We start from the raw sequence: 17,378 nt of genomic DNA on the forward strand, positions 1-17,378 counted from the left end.
GATTAACACCATGAACCTCTCGCTTCGCTTGGACGACCTGCGCAATGCCTACCGCAGCGGCGAACTGACGCCTCGCAAATTGCTGTTGGACCTGCGGGAAAAAGCCGCGGCGCTGAACCCGGACTATCACCTGTTCATCCACCTGCTGACAGTCGAGGAACTGGAGCCCTACCTGGCCACGTTGGAAGGCCGCGACCTGGAAAGCTTGCCCCTGTATGGCGTACCTTTTGCCATCAAAGACAACATCGACCTGGCCGGCATTCCGACCACCGCAGCCTGCCCGGCGTTTGCCTACGTGCCGCCACGCTCGGCGACCATCGTCGAGCAATTGCTGGCACTGGGCGCGATCCCCCTGGGCAAGACCAACCTCGACCAATTCGCCACCGGGCTCAATGGCACCCGCTCGCCCTACGGCGCCTGCCGCAACAGCGTGTTGCCCGACTATCCGGCCGGTGGTTCGAGCGCTGGTTCGTCGCTGGCCGTGGCCCTGGGGGTGGCGAGTTTTGCCTTGGGCACCGATACCGCCGGCTCCGGTCGGGTGCCCGCCGCGCTGAACAATCTGGTGGGATTGAAAGCCACCCTGGGCTTGATCTCCACGGCGGGCGTGGTCCCGGCCTGTCGCACACTGGACTGCGTCACGACCTTCACGGCGACGGCCAAGGAAGCCAGCCAATTATTGGCGCTGACGGCCCGTCCAGACTCTCGTGACGACTACAGCCGCCACAATCCGCAGTGGAACGATGGCTCTGCGTTCGGCGCGCCTCGGCGCTTTCGTTTCGGTGTGCCGCGCCAGCAGGACCTGGCGTTTTTCGGCTGTCCTGAAGGTCCGCACCTGTTTCTGGATGCCATCGAGCGACTCGAACGTCTGGGCGGCGAAGCCGTGGAACTGGACCTGTCGCCGTTCCTGGAGGCCGCACGGCTGCTTTATGAAGGCCCGTGGGTGGCCGAACGCTACAGCGTCGCCGGCCCATTGATGGAGCGCGAGCCCGACGCCGTGCTGCCCGTCATCCGTGCCGTATTGGCGAAAGCGCCTACGGTAGATGGCGTACAAACCTTCCGCGCCCGTTACCGTTTGCAAGCGCTCAAAGCCCAATGCGACCGGGCCATGGACGCGTTTGACTGCGTACTCACACCGACCATCGGCCGGCCAGTGACCCTCGCCGAACTGACCGCCGAACCGGTGCTACGCAACTCGGAACTGGGTTACTACACCAATTTCATGAACCTGCTGGACTACGCCGCCGTCGCCGTTCCCAGCGCGTTCATGGCCAACGGCTTGCCCTGGGGCGTGACGCTGTTCGGCCGAGCCTTCACCGATCAATACCTCTTGGGCCTGGCCGATGCCTTGCAGCGTCAACAGGACAAAACCTTGCCCGTGCCCGCCCACCCGGCGCGCCACGACCGGGCGCGGCTGGTCGTGTGCGGCGCACACCTGGACGGGTTGGCACTGAACTGGCAGCTCAAGCAACGCGGTGCCCGGCTGATCGAGGCTACCCAAAGCTCGCCGGACTACCGCCTCCATGCGTTGGCCGGCGGCCCACCCTTGCGTCCCGGCATGGTTCGGGTTCGTGAAGGCGGCGTGGCGATCGAGGTCGAAGTCTGGGAGCTGCCGAGTAGTGAACTGGGCTCGTTCCTGACGGGCATTCCCGCACCGTTGGGACTGGGCAAGGTGCAACTGGCCGATGGGCGCTGGGAAAGCGGATTCATCTGTGAGTCGTATGGCCTGGAAGGCGCACGGGACATCAGCCATCTGGGGGGATGGCGGGCTTATCTAACGACCCTTGAGTAAACAGTACCCTGTGGCGAGGGGATTTATCCCCGCTGGGCTGCGCAGCAGCCCCAAAACCTGTCAACGTGGTGTATCAGACAGAATGCATTGGGGCCGCTTCGCGGCCCAACGGGGATAAATCCCCTCGCCACAATCTTGCAAACCTGCAAATTCGACTGTCTTTTCCCACAAGGCCACTAAACTGACTCCATTGGGTCCTAGCCAAGGGAATCGCCATGTCGCTTCGTTCGCCGTTGTATTCCCAGCGCAAGCCGCTGCTGGTCGTGGTGGCGTTGCTTGGTACAAGCTTCCTGATCATTTCATTGTTGGGCTATTACGCCGCCCATACCTCGATACGCGATCACATTCTCAAGACGCTGTACGTGAACCTGTTGGTCGGCCTGCTCGTGACGCTGGCGGTCCTGGCCATTCTTTGTCGGCTGATCAACAACTACCAGCAACGCATCGACGCCCAGGCCACCCTCGACAGCCTGACCGAATTGCCAAACCGCCGTGGCTTCGACCTGCTGGCCGTGCAAGCCCTGCACGAAGCCCAGCGCGAACCCAGACCCTTGACGGCGCTGCTGGTGGAACTGGACGACTTCAAGCGGCTGGACACCACTCACGGTCATATCGCCACCGATCAACTGTTGACCGGGTTCGCCCGCAGCCTGACTGAGAGCCTGCGGCATTCGGACATCGTCTGTCGCTGGAGCGCCGAAGCCTTTGTCGTCCTGCTCAAGGACACCGACGGACAGACCGGTCTGAAAATCGCGGAGAAAATTCGTCAGCACATCGAAAAGCAGCGCTATTTCTGCAGTGGTAAACAATTGCTGGTCACCGTCAGCCTCGGCCTCACCACCTTGCAGGACGAAGACACCTTGCACAGCTTGCTGTCGCGGACCGATCATGCGTTGCAACGCGCCCGGCAGACCGGGCGCAACCGAACCTGCGTGGACATGCCTCACTCCAGTTATGAATAAACCCGACCTTTGTCCGGCCTGCGGCGGCACCAACGACTGCACCCTGGCCGACCCACGAACCGCCGACCGGGCCTGCTGGTGTTATGGCGTGAGCATCGACCCGGCGGTGCTTGAAGCATTGCCGGCCGAACTGCGCGATCAGTCCTGCCTGTGCCCACGCTGCGCCCAGGTCGAAGCCCAGTTGCGCGCCAAACCCCAGACGATCGCGTAAGATGCCCACCCTCCGCTGCCCTGCCTGAACTGCCCATGCGCGTCGACCGTTTCCTCAGCAATCTGCCGCGATTCAATCGCCAACAAGTGCGCCTGTTGCTGGTGGAGCGCCGGGTGCGAATCGACGGCCAGACCGTCAACGATCCCCATGCACCGGTACGTGAGTTCAGCCGCGTCGAAGTCGACGACGAAGTGCTGCAAGCCGGCCGACCGGCGCGCTACTTCATGCTGCACAAGCCGCCCGGCTGCGTCAGTGCCACTCGCGACCCGCATCACCCCACCGTGCTCGACTGGCTGGACGAACCGGACAAGGACGACCTGCACATCGCCGGGCGCCTGGATTTCAACACCACCGGGCTGATGCTGATCACCAATGACGGCAGCTGGTCGCGGCGCCTGACCCAACCGCAGACCAAGCTGCCCAAGGTCTACTACGTCGAAACCGAGCGAACCATCACCGCCGAATACGCCGACACCTTCGCCAGAGGCCTTTATTTCGCCTTCGAAGACCTCACCACCCAGCCGGCGGAACTGACGCTGCTGGGGGAAAAATCGGCGCGCTTGAGCATCGTTGAAGGACGCTACCACCAGGTCAAACGCATGTTCGGCCACTTCGACAACAAGGTGCTGCGCCTGCACCGTGAATGCATGGGGCCACTGCTGCTGGACGCCAACCTTGAGCCCGGTCAGTACCGCGCCTTGACGCCTGAGGAAGTCAGCCTGATCTGAGTCGATGACCGTCGGGCAGAAGTGTCGAACAATTTTCCGAGAGGTACTTGCGCAACGGTCGTGCCCCTGCTTGAATCAAACCGTCGGCCGAAATGTGACCGATGAGTCACCACATACTTCCAAGAAACTTTTTGCCGGCGGGAACCCTCAGGTTCCGCCTTGTCCGTCCGGCAAACTGCCCGCCATAACAACACCCGTCGACCGTCTTCCTTGGATCGACATGGGCCTTATCTTCCAGGCGTATGCCTACCTGTCACATTGCCCGTGCAATCTCATTGCGCGCATACCCGCTTGCCAGGAGTCTTATGACATGAGGCCAGAAATCGCTGTGCTGGATATACAGGGTCAGTATCGGGTTTACACGGAGTTCTATCGCGCAGACGCCGCACAAAAGACCATCATCCTGGTCAACGGCTCGATGGCCACCACTGCGTCGTTTGCACAGACCGCCAAAAACCTCTACCCGCAATTCAATGTCGTGCTGTACGACCAGCCCTACGCGGGCAAGTCCAAGGCTCACAATCGCCACGAGAAAATGCTGACGAAGGAGATCGAAGGGCAGATCCTCCTGGAGCTGATCGACCACTTCGCCGCCGAGCACGTGCTGTCGTTTTCCTGGGGCGGCGCCGCCACGCTGAGCGCCCTGGCCCATCGACCAAGGCGCATCGAAAAAGCGGTGATCAGCTCGTTCTCACCGGTGCTCAACGCGCCGATGCGCGACTACCTGGAACGCGGCGTGGATTACCTGAGCAGCCTGGACGGCGACCGTGTCGGGCACTTGGTCAACAACACCATCGGCAAACACTTGCCGCCGTTGTTCAAGCGCTTCAACCATCGCCACGTCAGCAGCCTGGCTGAACATGAGTACGGGCAGATGCACTTCCACATCACCGACGTGCTCCACAGCGACCAGCAGTGCTACGTCAACGTGGCCAGGAAAATCAACGTACCGGTGCTGTTCCTGAACGGCGAATGGGACGAATACACCTCGGCCGTCGACGCCAGGCTGTTCGCCAACCACGTCGAGCACAGCACCTTCAGCACGCTGCAAGCCACCGGGCACTTCCTGGACATGGAACACAAAGCCGCCTGCCGTGACAGCCGCAACGCCTTGCTGGGTTTCCTCACACCGGAACACCACGAAAGCCGACCGCGCTACAACTACGTGCAGGACTACCATGCACTGGCTATCTGAAACCGAGTCCTCGCGAGCAAGCCCCGCCCTACGCTTTTGGCGACGGGGCTTGCCCGCGAACGACCGCTCTGGTTTGAGCCTTGCGTAGACGAGTGACCTCGCCGTACGTAAAGAAAAACTTCAAATCCGCGGCCACATCTGGTACAAAGTCAGCCGCTCTGAGCGGGTGTCGTATAATGGCATTACTCCAGCTTCCCAAGCTGATAACGAGGGTTCGATTCCCTTCACCCGCTCCAATCGAATTCTGGTCCCCTGTCGTATGTTTTTTGACGGGGCATAAAAAACCGGCTCTTGGTGGCCGGTTTTTTTATGGCTGATATTTTGGAAGTGTGAGCTGATCTCCGAGGGTAGATAGATGGCTCCCGTCTACGTCCAAAATAAATACGTTCCCATTCCCCCACATTTCCCCAGCTTCGTTTCTTCGGCCGTAAGCTTACGCATCTCAGCCAACAATTTTCGGGTTTCGAACCTCGGACATAGTAATGAGAAAAATGAGTCCCTCGCCACATATCGCATGGCCCCGGGAGATTTGTAGGCAAAATCCGAAAACTGTGTAGGGGGTGCGCTTACCTTACTTTTCGGCGAGTTTTCGCCTTGTCGCCCTTGTCCTTCGATGGCTACTCCCCAGACGTCGCTGCAAATCAGCGATCGGGCTTGGGAACCCGTGAGTCATGCAACCGCGCTTCACGGGAGCTAGACAATGCGTACCTCGCAGCAAAACAGATCATTTTTAAACCAGCCAAATCTCAGGCCTCGAATTTACTGCTTCTCGATCAACGGAGGCAGGCCATGAACGAAAACACTGAGCTCAAAACCATCGGCTACACCCCCTTCAACTATTCCGCTGATCGAGCTCTGTTCCGTGTCAACGGCGGCGTCCCCATCCAAGAGGCATTGGAACGGGCGTCGGATCTTTTGCATCTCGCTCACCGGCTTGCCGAAGACGCGGCGTTTGAGAAGAGCACCGACCGCTATGCCTGGGCTGCGCACCTTTTGTTGGAGATGAGCAAGGCGGTGATTGATGACGTTGTGAAAGTCATTACGCCTAGATCGGAAGTTGAAGTTAGAAAAAAAGCCGAGAAACAATAGACAGACCGTACGTGGAGAATGGGAACCGCAAGATTCCCACCTAACGACAAACCAAAAAGTCCCGGCGTTTTTCGCAGCGGGGCTTTTTGTATCCTGGCTGCCTACTTGCGTTGCTCAGCCCCCAGGCAAATGCCCCAACGGCAACGCCCCCGGCGTCTTCACCGTATGAATCGCGAAGTTGCTGCGGATGTCACTCACCCCCGGCAACTTCAGCAGCCGCCCGGTGAGGAATCGGTCGTAGGCCCGCAGATCCGGCACCACCACTTGCAACAGGAAATCCGATTCGCCTGAGACCAGGAACGCCGAGATCACCTCCGGCAACGCCGTGACTGCCTGGCGAAACGCTTCGGCTTGTTCGTCGTTGTGTCGTTCGACCTTCACGCCGACAAATATCGTCAGCCCGAGGCCCACTTCGTCGCGGTCCAGGATGGCTTGGTAACCGCGAATGACACCAGCGTCTTCGAGCATTCGCACGCGGCGCAGGCAGGGTGACGGGGACAGGCCAATTTCTTCGGCCAGCTGCACATTGCTCAGCCGACCGTCACGTTGCAGCGCGGCGAGGATTTTGCGGTCGAAGGCATCCAGTTTCATAAATTGGAATTTCCCGATGGAATGACGTGATTACATGGCAGGTTATGCCAATTTCCAAAGCTTTATAAGCTGACTTCGCAAGCACCTGCCCTGCCCCTCGGCCCTAGACTGATACGACCGAATCGTCGATGAAGGGGATGTGGCATGGCAGAGCTCTGGTTGTTCCTGATGGCCTTGATGGTGGTGTATGTGCTGCCTGGGCCGGACATGATTCTGCTGCTGCAAACCGGTGCCCGCCAGGGCAGGGGCGCGGCGCTGGCGACGGCGGTGGGCCTGGGCGTCGCCCGAGGATGTCATGTCGCGCTGGCCGCATTGGGGCTCTCGGCATTGTTCAAGACCGCGCCCTGGACCTTTGATGCGGTGCGCCTGGCCGGGGCTGCCTACCTGTTATGGATCGGCTTTCAATGCCTGAGGACCACATTGTTGCCGAGTTTTGAAGGAGCCGGTATCGAGGTCGGAAAGCGGCGTTGGTATCAGGCGATTCGGCGTGGGCTGCTAACCAATCTGCTCAACCCGAAGGCATTGCTGTTTTGCTCGGTGTTGTTGCCGCAGTTCATCGATCCACAGGGCGGACCGGTGTTGGGGCAGTTTGCGACCCTGGGTGTGGTGTTGGTCAGCGTGGGCTTGTTGTTTGATAGCGCCTACGCGCTGGTAGGTGTCGCGCTTGGACGCTGGCTTCAACGCTCTCCTTCGGCCCAGCGCGTGCAGCAGTGGTTGTTTGGGAGTCTTTTGATTGGGTTTGCGGTGCGACTGACGTTTGTGCAGCAGGCCTAGTGCCTGTGGATAAGCTGGTCGGACGGGATCTGGAGCGAAGCAAACCGGGGGCTGCTACGCAGCCCAGCGGGAGCAAGCTCCCTCGCCAAGTGGCATCATCTGTCGCCATCACATTCCAAATGTCAGTAAATCGAACCAGGCGTCTTCTGATGTACTTCTTCACCATCGGGAATAGCGCACTAGCATGGGGTGCTAGGGGTCGAGCGGACCTTTCAGCCCCCTCAACTCCGTTCCCATTAAGCACCATTTGCAATGGTGGGATGCTCAGATTAGACTCCTCCCAAAACGGGAGGTAATGGGTGCGGATTATTGCGAGAGGTACCTTGCGGGAATTTTGGGAAAGTAATCCGGCTTATGCCGACTCTCAGATTCCACTGGTTGAATGGTATCGACACATGGAGAAAGCAACCTATCACACGCCTCAAGAGATTAAGGCAGAACTCGGAACAGCCAGCATTCTCAAAAGCAGCAGGGTTGTATTCAACATTGGCGGTAACAAATACCGAATCATTCTGGCGATCGACTATCAGCGCAAGCTCGGTTTTGTCCGGTTCGTCGGAACCCATGCCCAGTACGACCAAATTAATGCGGAGACCGTATGATGAACATCAAACCCATTCGCAGCCAAGACGACTTGAATGCAGCCTTTGCGCGCATCGAGCAACTCTGGGGTGCTGACGTCGGTTCGGCTGAAGGTGATGAGCTGGAAATCCTTGCCTTGCTAATCGAAAAATATGAGGACGAGCACTACCCAATGCCGCCTTCCGACCCAATTGAGGCCATCAAATTCCGGATGGACCAGCAAGGCTTGACCGCGCGCGACTTGGAACCGTTCCTCGGTTCGAGCGGGCGTGTATCTGAAGTGCTGAACCGCAAACGCAAACTGAGTCTGGCGATGATTAAACGCCTTCACGATGGATTGCGAATCCCTTACGAGAGCCTTTTGGCGGACGTTGCCTAATACGTGACGGCATCGACCAATCCTATCAACATCTCAAATAGAGCCGGTCCATCGTGACCGGTTTTTCATGTCCTCGTTTTAGTCATCACCACCCTCATCACATCCTGAAATAACTCACTACGCCTCCCGCAGTCCTTACCAGGCGCGGCTTCTACACTTCGGAACAACCCACTCACCCACCCGCCAGTGTCGCCCCTGGTGGTTATAGTGTTGATCATTAAATTTCAGTAGGTATAGTACCCACCAAGCACACCACACGGAGGTGTTGTGAATAGCCGATTCTTGATAAGCCAGATCATTGCAGACGGTTGGTATCGGGTGCGGGTTCGGGGCAGTCATCATCACTTCAAGCACCCGACCAAACCGGGGTTGGTCACGGTTCCTCATCCGAAGAAGGACCTGCTCAAGAAAACGGCCATCAGTATCTTGCAACAGGCGCTGCTCCAGCCGGCCCGTTGCCCTGCGTTCCCGGAGGACGATGAATATGCTTTACCCGATTGCGATTTCCATCGGCGATGACAAACACGCCTGGGGTGTTGAAGTGCCGGATATCCCAGGGTGTTTTTCCGCAGGCGACGACCTGGACGAGGCCATGGCGATGGCACGTGAGGCCATTGAGGGACATTTTGAAATTCTGGCTGAAGACGGCTCGCCGATTCCGCCGGCCAACACCGTCACCTTGCACGCCGCCAATCCGAAATATGCCGGCTGCACCTGGGCACTGGTGGACATTGATGTCACCAAGTACCTGGGCAAGGCGCAGAAGCTCAACATCACGTTGCCCGGTTATCTGCTCAATCGTATCGATGAATACGTGCTGCACCATCCTGAAGAGAAGAGCCGCTCCGGCTTCCTGGCGTCGGCAGCGCTGAAGGTGTTGCAACAAGGCCGGTGAGAAGCCGCCACCCCCTGTGGGAGCGAGCTTGCTCGCGATAGCGCCGTGTCAGCCAACAGGGATGCTGCTGATCTGACACTATCGCGAGCAAGCTCGCTCCCACAGGGGGTTTGCAATCGCTCCACCGATGGCGGCGAGCCGTCTATTTTTTCTCCGCCCCGGACTCTTGCATTTGCACCGAAGACTTGGTGCCGTCGGTGTTGTCCTTGGTCTCGTTATCCGAGTTGTCGAAACAGCCTTGCAGGACGAACAAGCAGCAGGCGAGGCAAAAAGTGCGGGCGATATTCATGATGTACTCCAATGCCGAGGGCTTTGAGCAGTGACCTGCGAGAGCGGCAATGGTTGCGACTGTCATCGTGCCGGACGATGAACGTCGACGGATGTTGGCGACTGAAATGTAAGTAGAATTTTCACCGCCTCGTTGCTGTCACACCAGACAGGTGCATCCAATAAGGAAACACGGCAATGACGTTCGCAAAAATCGCTCAAAAACTGGCCCTCTGGGCGGGGAGCCCCAAGACATTCCTGGGGGCCATCGTGTTGTTGGCATTGTGGGCAGTCAGCGGACCTTTCTTCGGCTTCAACGACACTTGGCAATTGATCATCAACACCTCGACCACCATCATCACCTTCCTCATGGTGTTCCTGATCCAGAATACGCAGAACCGCGATACGGACATCCTGCATCTCAAGATCGACGAGTTATTGCGGGCGACCAAGGATGCACAGAACGCAATGCTCGGCCTCGAGTCGCTGGACCTCAAGCAACTGGAAGCGCTGAGAAAGCACTACCAGGCCATGGGCAAAGACGAAGCCAAGAGCCTTGACGGCCTGGAACAGAAAAACAAGATCGACCTGAACCAGTGCTGATGCAAAGGCGCGAGTGGTGTTGCGCCACTCGCGCACGTTGCCGGCATCAAGGCAACGGGTTGCCTCCCGTCACGCCAAATACTTCCCCAGTGATGTAACTCGACTCCTGCGATGCCAATAGAACATACAGTGGCGCGCACTCAGCCGGTTGGCCTGGGCGCTTCATGGGTACCTGGGAGCCAAAGGTAGGAATCTTTTCCCGAGGCTGACCGCCGCTCGGTTGCAGCACGGTCCAGATCGGCCCCGGCGCCACGGCATTGACCCGGATACCTTTGCCGATGACCTGCCCGGCCAGCGCCTTGGTGAACGCGACGATGGCCGCCTTGGTAGTGGCGTAATCCAACAGCGTCGCGGACGGGTCGTAGGATTGGATCGATGCGGTATTGATGATGGTCGCCCCCGCCGGCATCAGCGGCACCGCGGTCTTGCAGATCCAGAACATCGCATAGATGTTGGTCTTCATGGTGTCGTCAAACTGCGCGGTGGTGATGTCGGCGATGTCTTTTTGCGCCTCCTGCTTGCCGGCAACGTTCACCAGGATATCCAGCCCGTCGAGTTGCTGTTGCGCCATCTTGACCATTTGTACACAGAACGCCTCGTCCTTGAGGTCGCCAGGAATCGCAATGGCCTTGCGGCCCTCGGCTTCGATCAGCTCGATGACTTGCCGGGCGTCGCGTTCTTCGCTGGGTAAATAGTTGATCGCGACATCAGCGCCTTCCCGGGCGTAGGCGATGGCCGCGGCTCGGCCAATCCCCGAATCACCACCGGTGACCAGGGCCTTGCGTCCCTCCAGGCGCCCGAAACCTCGGTAACTTTTTTCGCCATGATCGGGTTGCGGCAGCATGTCCTGGTCGATGCCCGGTGGTGATTGTGGCTGGTCGGGAAATTGCGGGCGCGGATATTGGGTCAGTGGGTTCTGCATCGCGTATTGGTTGGGTTCTCGGCGTGTGGACATCGAGGTTCTCCTTTTCGGCGGGCAAAATCAGCCGGGACGCTGACGCCCCGGTCCTGAATGTCAAAGCAGATACAGCAGATCAACGGCTGGCCTGCAGTGCCTTGGCCATTTCGAGATGGGTCTGCAACTTGGGCAGGGTTTCGTCAGCGAAGGCCTTGATCTCTGGCACTTCGGTGGTCTGGGCCTGCTGCTGAATCTGCGCGATGGCCTCCTCGGTAGCCTTGACCTGGCTGGCGGCATACGCCGCTTCGAACGACTCGCCTTCCGTGACCTGCGGCATCAAGGCCTTGGCCTTGTCGGCCACTTCCTCCCGGGGAGCGACGGGCAAGTCGAGCTTCTTGGCGATCTTCGCCAGATGCTGATTGGCGGTGGTGCGGTCGTTGATCACCATAATGGTGTAGTCCTTGACCTCCCTGGATTCGGCTTTTGCGTGGGCCATGCGACTTGTCTCGATGTCGGCCATGCCCTTGGCGGAAGCATCGTCGATGAATTCGGCAGGCGATTGGGCCCAGGCACTGTTGGCACCCAGGCCCATCAGCACGATGAGACTGGTGGTGCGAAAAAAGCTGGCCATACGGCTCATGGTCGCGCCCTCCTCTGATATAAAGTTCTGGTGGGTTATCCACCGTTGAATCAGAACCAGCCATGAATATTCAGCGAGACGTCCGACCCGGCTTTCGACGGGCTTCTATCGACGGTCGTGATGGTGGTTCTCCCACCTTTGCGACCTGCTTCGGACACCTTCGTTCGATCATGAGCAATGTTTGTCGGATAAACATTGCTTGAACCAGGCATGGTTCAGCCCTCCTTGTATTCGAATGGGATACGAGCTGAAGGTTTGAGAAAGGTGCTGGCGCCACGACGAACGGTGACGCGCTATCAAATGCCGGACGTCCGGTGATTTTGACGTTTGGCGGCGTACATCGCCTCGTCGGCGTGGCGGAACAGCGCGACATCTTCAGTGCCATGGTCGGGGAAACAGGCCACGCCGATGCTCGGCTCGATGCTCAGGCAGTGCCCGTCCAGACGCAGCGGCTGGGCCAGTGCATGGTGGATTTTTTCCAGCACGCTGTGGGCATCCTCCAAGGCCTGGATGCTGTGCAGCAGCACCACGAACTCGTCTCCGCCGATGCGCGCCACGGTGTCGGTGTCGCGGATACAGCCCTTGATACGATTGGCCACCGCCTGTAACAGCATGTCACCCACTCCGTGGCCATAGGTGTCGTTGACCTGTTTGAAACGGTCCAGGTCGATATACAGCAAAGCCATGCGCCCGGATGCGGCGCGGGCGGTCGCCAGTGCGCACTTGAAACGTTCACGAAGCAATTCGCGGTTGGGCACCTGGGTCAACTGATCGTACTGAGCCATATGCTGCAATCGGGCATGCAACTGCTTGCGTTCGATGGCAATGGTGATCTGTGCGCAGACGTATTGCAGCAGTTCCTTGTCCTGTTCGGTGTAGCGCTCGTTGTCCGGCGCACTCTTGACGATCAATGCGCCAATCGTGCCACTCTGCGAATTCAGCGGCACGCCCAACCAACACGGCGCGTCCGGCTGCGCCACAAGGTCGTTGAACCCCGCTGGCAGCGAGGTGCCGCCGGGTGTCAGCAGGATCGGCTGACCGCTGCGAATCACCTCGGCGCACAAACGGCCGGTGACCGTGCCCGGCAACTCAGGCTGCCCTTCCCGATCATCGACGTGATAGGGGAAGTTCAGCTGCGAACATTGTTCGTCATACAGCGCCACCGAGAAATTCAGCGCCGGCAGCCACTCGCCAATAATCAGGTGGACGCGCTTGAACAGCGCCAGCAAGTCAGCCGCGGCATGGGCCGCCTCGGAAATCGCATACAACGCCGCCTGCCGGGACTCGGCCTGCTTGCGTTCAGTGATGTCCCGGGCCACGGCGATGCGCAGTTGGTCCACCGGCGACCAGCGCGCCGACCACAGGATATGTACCACCCGCCCGTCCTTGCGCAGGTAGCGATTCTCGAAATTGAGCTTGGGCTCGCCCTCCATGATCTCCCGCGCCGCCTCGAGGGTCCGCTGGCGGTCGGCAGGGTGCACCAGATCGATCATCGCCTGGCCGATCAGCTCTTGGGGGGTGTAGCCGAAAATGCGCTCGCAGGCGGCACTGACAAACACGAAACGCCCTTGACCGTCGACGGCGCACACGGCATCCAGCAGAAGGTCGATGTAGCTGGCCAGCGGCGCGGAACTTGAAGTGTCCATGGGGCTGGAGGTCATCCGGATAATGCAACGGTGAGCGAAGCGGGCAATGGTCAGTTCGTGACGTTGTACAACGAGCGAGACCGACGCGCCCAATACCGATGAGGATAGCGCAGGCAATCAGACTCAAGGGGATGAAACGCTTGGCAAGCGCTGCCACTCGCGTAAAGAACAGCATGCCCGCATACGGTGCCTATCGACAGGCCTTCAGCCGTGACGCCAAGTCGCCATAAAAAACCACACTGCGATCCAGATCGGTGACCGAAAGGGTCAGATGATTGAGGCCTGAGAGCATCGGCAAGCAACCTTCAGAAAAGCGTGATAACCCAGCGGGCTTGGGGCAAATCCGTGGTGTTCCCAAGCTCCGACAGTGCCGATGGATTCCCCGGCCAGGGTCCTAGGCAAAGTCCTACGTGGAAATCCCCAGTGACACTCAAACATGCCGGAAACAGCCGATTCAAAGCCCTGCACAACAATCTGTAAAGTCTGGAAACACACCACGCTCGCAACACCCCACGGACAGTACCATCAACCAAGGAATGTAATCGCGCCATGGACCAGACCGCTCAACCACCTCATTACTTCACCAACTACCGCAAGCTCATTTCCCTCGCTGACCAGGATTGGCAGGGCACCGAGGCCGGAAAAATCTCAGGGCTGAATGTCGAGGTCAAGACACCCAATGTGCTGGTCGACCAATACGGTCGGACCTTTCATCACTTCTGTACCACGTCCTACCTGGGCCTGGACTATCACCCCGCGCTGCTGGACGGCGCCATGACCGCCCTGTGGGAAGCCGGGACCCTGCGGGTCGCCAACTCAAGGAATCGCTGCAAGCTGGCGATCCTGGACCAGTACGAAAGCCAACTGTCGGAGCTGTTCGGCGCCAGTTGCCTCAGTGCCCTGTCCTGCAGTGCGGCAAGCGCCGGGATCCTGCCGTTGCTGGCCAGCGGCGCATTCACCGATCATCGCGCGCCCGTCATGGTATTCGACAAACAGGCCCATTACTCGATGAACCACAGCAAGGCCGCCTGCGCCGACGAAACCCAGGTCATCACCTGCCCGCACAACGACATGGATTTCATCGAAGACGTGTGCAAACGCCAGCGCGACGTGGCGTATGTGGCCGACGGCGCCTACAGCATGGGCGGGATGGCGGACCTGGACAGCCTGATGTATCTCAAGCAGCGCTATGGCTTGTTTCTTTACCTGGACGACTCTCACGCCCTGTCTGCCGTCGGGGAATCCGGCGCCGGCCTGGTCCGTTCGCGCATCCCCGCGGTGGACGAGCGCACCCTGATCGTTGCCTCGCTGGCCAAGTCTTTCGGTGCCAGCGGCGGGCTGGTCATGTTTGGCTGTGAACGGTACAAGGCGCTGGTGCAGCGCTACGGTGGGCCGAGCAATTGGTCCCAGAGCCTGAACGCGGCGGCCATCGGTGCCGGCATGGCGTCGATCCGCCTGCACCGCAGCCGCGAATTCAGTGCCTTGCAGGAGCGTTTGCAGGCTAATATCCGCCTCTTCGACAGCCTCGTGCGGACCGGACAGCGCGACACCCCCATGGCGATCCGTATGGTGCCTTGCGGTGAAGCGGCCCTGGCCAACAGCCTGGCGGTCGAACTGGCCGAACGGGGGTATTTCACCTCGGCGGTATTTTTTCCCGTGGTGCCGCAAGGCAAGGCTGCCATTCGCATTACCCTGCGCGCCGACATGGAGCCGGACGTGATTCGCTCGTTTTGTGAAACGATCACCGAACTGCTGCTGACCCACGGGCGTGACCTCCGCCCTTGAGACAGGACGCTCGATGAAGAACCGTACAACCCTGATCCTCACCTGCACCACCGTTTTCCTGGCACAACTGGGCATGAGCATCTACTTGCCGGCCCTGCCCGCTATCGCCCGGGATCTGGGTACCGATGCGTCCCCGGTTTCCTGGGGCCTGTCGGTGTACCTGATCGGCATGGCGCTGCCCATGTTGCTGTGGGGCAGCCTGAGCCAGCGCTTGGGGCGCAAACCGGTCTTGCTGGCGGCACTGGGGTTGTATGGCCTGGGCAACCTGGCCCTGCCGCTGGGTACAAGCGTGGAGGCGTTCCTGACGTTCAGGTTGATTCAGGGCATCGGTGCCAGCGGTATTTCGGTGATGGCGCGGGTCTTGATTCGCGACAGTTTCAGCGGCGACCTGCTGGCCAAGGCCTTGTCCTGGATATCGATCGCCTTTGTGATTGCCCTCGGTATCGGCCAGTACCTGGGCTCGCTGATCCAGGCCGCTTTCGGCTGGGAGGCGATTTTCCATGGTTTGGGCGCCGTCAGCCTGGCCATGGCAGCGGCGGTGTCCCGGGCCAGGTTCCCGATGTTGGTGCACGCCAGCAATGGACAATCGGCATGGGGGATCTATGGGCAGATATTCCGACAACGCGCGTTCCTGCTGCCGGCCATGGCCGGTGGGCTGGGCTACGGCGTGATCGTCGCCTTCAATACCGCCGCGCCGCTGATCCTGCAGGAAAGCTTCCACTGGTCGGCCATCGAGTACGGCCTGCTGGGCTGGCCGATCAGTGCGGCGTACCTGCTCGGGGCGCTGGCGGTGAACGCGTTTGTGCTGCGCACCGGTCAACGGCGAATGATGGGCTGGGGCATCGCGCTGGTGCTGGGCGGCAGCATGACCATGCTGGCAGGCAGCCTCACCCCGAGCGGCATCGCGCTGCTCTTCTGGCTGCCGTATTGCTTCGCGGTGTTTGGCCAATCGTTGATCTATCCCATCAGCCTGTCCCTGGCCAACGAAGGCTCACCGGTGGCCGGCGCTTATGCCATGGCGTTGAGCGGGTTCCTGCATCAACTGATGGCCTCGGTGATCGGCGCCACGGCCAGCCTGTTGTTGAGCCAACAGGCCTGGCCGTTGGCGGCGTTGTGCGCGCTGCTGGGGGGGGCGGCGATGCTCTGTGTGAGGTTCGTGCCGCCCCGGGCCCCTTAGAACGCGCTGCGGAAAATCTCTTCGATCTGCCGCTGGTCCGCCGCCCGTGGGTTGGTCAGGCCGCACGCGTCTTTCAAGGCGTTGGCGGCCAGCAACGGTACGTCGTTGAGGCGCACGCCCAAGTCACGCAAACCGGCCGGAATATCCACGTCATGGGCCAGGCCGCGGATCCTCGCAATAGCGCTCCGTGCCCCCTCTTCCGGGCTGAAACCACGTGTATCGACGCCCATGGCATGGGCCACGTCGCTCAGACGAGCGGCGCACACCGAGGCGTTGAAGCTTTGTACATGGGGCAACAACACCGCGTTGCACACGCCGTGAGGCAAGTCGTAAAAACCACCCAGTTGATGGGCCATGGCGTGCACGAAACCCAACGACGCATTGTTGAACGCCATCCCCGCGAGAAACTGCGCGTAGGCCATGTTTTCCCGCGCCACCAGATCGTTGCCGTCGTGCACGGCCAGGCGCAGGTTGTCGCTGATCAGGGTCATGGCCTTCAGGGCGCAGGCATCGGTAATCGGATTGGCGGCAGTGGACACATAAGCCTCGATCGCATGGGTCAGCGCATCCATGCCGGTGGCAGCCGTCAGGCCCTTGGGCATCGCCACCATCAGCGCCGGGTCGTTCACCGACATCAGCGGGGTCACATTGCGATCGACAATCGCCATTTTCACGTGGCGTGTCTCGTCGGTGATGATGCAAAAGCGGGTCATTTCGCTGGCGGTGCCGGCCGTGGTGTTGATGGCGATCAGCGGCAATTGCGGCTTGCTCGAACGGTCGACGCCTTCATAGTCACTGATCTGCCCGCCGTTGGTGGCGCACAGGGCGATGCCCTTGGCGCAATCGTGAGGGGAGCCGCCGCCCAGGGACACCACGAAATCGCACCGGCTTTCCATCAACAAACCCAGGCCGAGCTCGACATTGGCAATGCTCGGGTTGGGCTTGGCACCGTCGAAAATCACCGAATCGATGTCCTGCAGCGCCAGCAGTTCGGCCACCTTGCTGGCGACACCGGCCTTGGCCAGCCCCACGTCGGTGACAATCAGCGCCTTGCGAAAGCCGTAGTTGCGGATGGCGGTCATCGCTTCATCCAGGCAACCCAGCCCCATGATGTTCACGGCGGGAATGAAAAAAGTACTGCTCATGGGGTCACACTCCTGGTAGAGG

General features: G+C 59.9%; 18 protein-coding genes, 1 tRNA gene and 3 pseudogenes. 15 read left to right on the forward strand and 7 right to left on the reverse strand.

Translation table 11 applies throughout. The features are described 5' to 3' along the window. The first annotated feature begins 10 nt into the window (after positions 1-10). The 7 genes and pseudogenes from atzF (at position 11) to BLU85_RS25155 (ending at position 5,974) form a co-directional block, all read left to right on the forward strand. A complete protein-coding gene (gene atzF, locus BLU85_RS25125; protein WP_092204416.1) occupies positions 11-1,789 on the forward strand; it encodes an allophanate hydrolase in 1,779 nt (592 codons plus the stop codon). 344 nt (positions 1,790-2,133) lie between these two features. Continuing rightward, positions 2,134-2,751: pseudogene (locus BLU85_RS25130) on the forward strand (GGDEF domain-containing protein); the annotation flags it as partial. Continuing rightward, positions 2,744-2,962 (forward strand): cysteine-rich CWC family protein, encoded by a 219-nt coding sequence (locus BLU85_RS25135; protein ID WP_092204414.1) that lies wholly within the window; start codon positions 2,744-2,746, stop codon positions 2,960-2,962. The pseudogene BLU85_RS25130 and the gene BLU85_RS25135, both read left to right, overlap by 8 nt. Before the next feature lie 35 nt (positions 2,963-2,997). Beyond that, positions 2,998-3,690 (forward strand): pseudouridine synthase, encoded by a 693-nt coding sequence (locus tag BLU85_RS25140; RefSeq protein ID WP_092204413.1) that lies wholly within the window; start codon positions 2,998-3,000, stop codon positions 3,688-3,690. A 310-nt stretch (positions 3,691-4,000) separates the two neighbouring features. After that, positions 4,001-4,885, forward strand: coding sequence for an alpha/beta fold hydrolase (locus tag BLU85_RS25145; protein ID WP_092204412.1), 885 nt, complete (start codon positions 4,001-4,003; stop codon positions 4,883-4,885). A 162-nt stretch (positions 4,886-5,047) separates the two neighbouring features. Continuing rightward, positions 5,048-5,121: transfer RNA gene (locus BLU85_RS25150), tRNA-Gly, on the forward strand. A gap of 553 nt (positions 5,122-5,674) precedes the next feature. Beyond that, positions 5,675-5,974 carry a DUF3077 domain-containing protein gene (locus BLU85_RS25155; RefSeq protein WP_092204411.1) on the forward strand — a complete coding sequence of 100 codons (300 nt, stop codon included), beginning with the start codon at positions 5,675-5,677 and terminating at the stop codon, positions 5,972-5,974. 114 nt (positions 5,975-6,088) lie between these two features. On the opposite strand, the gene BLU85_RS25160 is transcribed toward BLU85_RS25155, so the two are convergent. After that, the gene (locus tag BLU85_RS25160) at positions 6,089-6,565 is read right to left on the reverse strand and encodes an Lrp/AsnC family transcriptional regulator (RefSeq protein WP_092148668.1); all 477 of its coding nucleotides are present in this window, start codon (positions 6,563-6,565) and stop codon (positions 6,089-6,091) included. 144 nt (positions 6,566-6,709) lie between these two features. Between BLU85_RS25160 and BLU85_RS25165 the strand changes: the two genes are divergently transcribed. The 5 genes and pseudogenes from BLU85_RS25165 to BLU85_RS25185 all read left to right on the forward strand — a co-directional run bounded on the left by BLU85_RS25165 (position 6,710) and on the right by BLU85_RS25185 (position 9,195). Then, positions 6,710-7,339: a LysE family translocator gene (locus BLU85_RS25165; protein WP_092204410.1), complete on the forward strand. Its 630-nt coding sequence runs from the start codon at positions 6,710-6,712 to the stop codon at positions 7,337-7,339. A gap of 299 nt (positions 7,340-7,638) precedes the next feature. Next, positions 7,639-7,941 (forward strand): type II toxin-antitoxin system HigB family toxin, encoded by a 303-nt coding sequence (locus tag BLU85_RS25170; protein WP_092204409.1) that lies wholly within the window; start codon positions 7,639-7,641, stop codon positions 7,939-7,941. Next, positions 7,941-8,300: a helix-turn-helix domain-containing protein gene (locus BLU85_RS25175; protein WP_092204408.1), complete on the forward strand. Its 360-nt coding sequence runs from the start codon at positions 7,941-7,943 to the stop codon at positions 8,298-8,300. Before BLU85_RS25170 ends, BLU85_RS25175 begins: the two co-directional genes overlap by 1 nt. 267 nt (positions 8,301-8,567) lie before the next feature. After that, positions 8,568-8,744: pseudogene (locus tag BLU85_RS25180) on the forward strand (type II toxin-antitoxin system HicA family toxin); the annotation flags it as partial. 40 nt (positions 8,745-8,784) lie between these two features. Next, positions 8,785-9,195, forward strand: coding sequence for a type II toxin-antitoxin system HicB family antitoxin (locus BLU85_RS25185; RefSeq protein WP_092204406.1), 411 nt, complete (start codon positions 8,785-8,787; stop codon positions 9,193-9,195). Between the two features lie 142 nt (positions 9,196-9,337). On the opposite strand, the gene BLU85_RS31195 is transcribed toward BLU85_RS25185, so the two are convergent. Beyond that, on the reverse strand, positions 9,338-9,484 hold the full coding sequence (locus BLU85_RS31195) for a hypothetical protein (protein WP_170847647.1): 147 nt from the start codon (positions 9,482-9,484) through the stop codon (positions 9,338-9,340). A 176-nt stretch (positions 9,485-9,660) separates the two neighbouring features. On the opposite strand from BLU85_RS31195, the gene BLU85_RS25190 reads away from it, so the two are divergent. Next, the gene (locus BLU85_RS25190) at positions 9,661-10,065 is read left to right on the forward strand and encodes a low affinity iron permease family protein (RefSeq protein ID WP_092204405.1); all 405 of its coding nucleotides are present in this window, start codon (positions 9,661-9,663) and stop codon (positions 10,063-10,065) included. Positions 10,066-10,111: 46 nt separating this feature from the next. Here BLU85_RS25190 and BLU85_RS25195 read toward each other — a convergent pair whose 3' ends face one another. From BLU85_RS25195 to BLU85_RS31885, 4 genes and pseudogenes are all read right to left on the reverse strand, one after another. Next, entirely contained in the window at positions 10,112-11,020 is a 909-nt protein-coding gene (locus BLU85_RS25195; protein WP_092204404.1) for an SDR family oxidoreductase, read from the reverse strand. A 79-nt stretch (positions 11,021-11,099) separates the two neighbouring features. Then, positions 11,100-11,603, reverse strand: a complete 504-nt coding sequence (locus BLU85_RS25200; RefSeq protein WP_092204403.1) for a DUF4142 domain-containing protein — start codon at positions 11,601-11,603, stop codon at positions 11,100-11,102. A gap of 296 nt (positions 11,604-11,899) precedes the next feature. Next, positions 11,900-13,249, reverse strand: a complete 1,350-nt coding sequence (locus BLU85_RS25205) for a sensor domain-containing protein (RefSeq protein ID WP_092204402.1) — start codon at positions 13,247-13,249, stop codon at positions 11,900-11,902. A gap of 199 nt (positions 13,250-13,448) precedes the next feature. Further along, a pseudogene (locus BLU85_RS31885) lies at positions 13,449-13,541 on the reverse strand (glutathione transferase); the annotation flags it as partial. A 257-nt stretch (positions 13,542-13,798) separates the two neighbouring features. Between BLU85_RS31885 and BLU85_RS25210 the strand changes: the two are divergent. Further along, positions 13,799-15,034: an aminotransferase class I/II-fold pyridoxal phosphate-dependent enzyme gene (locus tag BLU85_RS25210; protein WP_092204401.1), complete on the forward strand. Its 1,236-nt coding sequence runs from the start codon at positions 13,799-13,801 to the stop codon at positions 15,032-15,034. Positions 15,035-15,047: 13 nt separating this feature from the next. Beyond that, positions 15,048-16,211: an MFS transporter gene (locus BLU85_RS25215; protein WP_092204400.1), complete on the forward strand. Its 1,164-nt coding sequence runs from the start codon at positions 15,048-15,050 to the stop codon at positions 16,209-16,211. Here the strand turns inward: BLU85_RS25215 and yiaY are convergent. After that, positions 16,208-17,356: an L-threonine dehydrogenase gene (gene yiaY / locus BLU85_RS25220; RefSeq protein WP_092204399.1), complete on the reverse strand. Its 1,149-nt coding sequence runs from the start codon at positions 17,354-17,356 to the stop codon at positions 16,208-16,210. The genes BLU85_RS25215 and yiaY overlap by 4 nt on opposite strands. Positions 17,357-17,378: the final 22 nt, after the last annotated feature.

The sequence above is a fragment of the Pseudomonas sp. NFACC14 genome (genome assembly GCF_900106885.1).
GTDB classification, from domain to species: Bacteria; Pseudomonadota; Gammaproteobacteria; order Pseudomonadales; family Pseudomonadaceae; genus Aquipseudomonas; species Aquipseudomonas fluorescens_AA.

Bases quoted from the DNA above. Each gene is read 5' to 3' on its own strand.
- atzF (WP_092204416.1), top strand. From the start codon at position 11: ATGAACCTCTCGCTTCGCTTGGACGACCTGCGCAATGCCTACCGCAGC.
- BLU85_RS25135 (WP_092204414.1), top strand. From the start codon at position 2,744: ATGAATAAACCCGACCTTTGTCCGGCCTGCGGCGGCACCAACGACTGC.
- BLU85_RS25140 (WP_092204413.1), top strand. From the start codon at position 2,998: ATGCGCGTCGACCGTTTCCTCAGCAATCTGCCGCGATTCAATCGCCAA.
- BLU85_RS25145 (WP_092204412.1), top strand. From the start codon at position 4,001: ATGAGGCCAGAAATCGCTGTGCTGGATATACAGGGTCAGTATCGGGTT.
- BLU85_RS25155 (WP_092204411.1), top strand. From the start codon at position 5,675: ATGAACGAAAACACTGAGCTCAAAACCATCGGCTACACCCCCTTCAAC.
- BLU85_RS25160 (WP_092148668.1), bottom strand. From the start codon at position 6,565: ATGAAACTGGATGCCTTCGACCGCAAAATCCTCGCCGCGCTGCAACGT.
- BLU85_RS25165 (WP_092204410.1), top strand. From the start codon at position 6,710: ATGGCAGAGCTCTGGTTGTTCCTGATGGCCTTGATGGTGGTGTATGTG.
- BLU85_RS25175 (WP_092204408.1), top strand. From the start codon at position 7,941: ATGAACATCAAACCCATTCGCAGCCAAGACGACTTGAATGCAGCCTTT.
- BLU85_RS25185 (WP_092204406.1), top strand. From the start codon at position 8,785: ATGCTTTACCCGATTGCGATTTCCATCGGCGATGACAAACACGCCTGG.
- BLU85_RS31195 (WP_170847647.1), bottom strand. From the start codon at position 9,484: ATGAATATCGCCCGCACTTTTTGCCTCGCCTGCTGCTTGTTCGTCCTG.
- BLU85_RS25190 (WP_092204405.1), top strand. From the start codon at position 9,661: ATGACGTTCGCAAAAATCGCTCAAAAACTGGCCCTCTGGGCGGGGAGC.
- BLU85_RS25195 (WP_092204404.1), bottom strand. From the start codon at position 11,020: ATGTCCACACGCCGAGAACCCAACCAATACGCGATGCAGAACCCACTG.
- BLU85_RS25200 (WP_092204403.1), bottom strand. From the start codon at position 11,603: ATGAGCCGTATGGCCAGCTTTTTTCGCACCACCAGTCTCATCGTGCTG.
- BLU85_RS25205 (WP_092204402.1), bottom strand. From the start codon at position 13,249: ATGGACACTTCAAGTTCCGCGCCGCTGGCCAGCTACATCGACCTTCTG.
- BLU85_RS25210 (WP_092204401.1), top strand. From the start codon at position 13,799: ATGGACCAGACCGCTCAACCACCTCATTACTTCACCAACTACCGCAAG.
- BLU85_RS25215 (WP_092204400.1), top strand. From the start codon at position 15,048: ATGAAGAACCGTACAACCCTGATCCTCACCTGCACCACCGTTTTCCTG.
- yiaY (WP_092204399.1), bottom strand. From the start codon at position 17,356: ATGAGCAGTACTTTTTTCATTCCCGCCGTGAACATCATGGGGCTGGGT.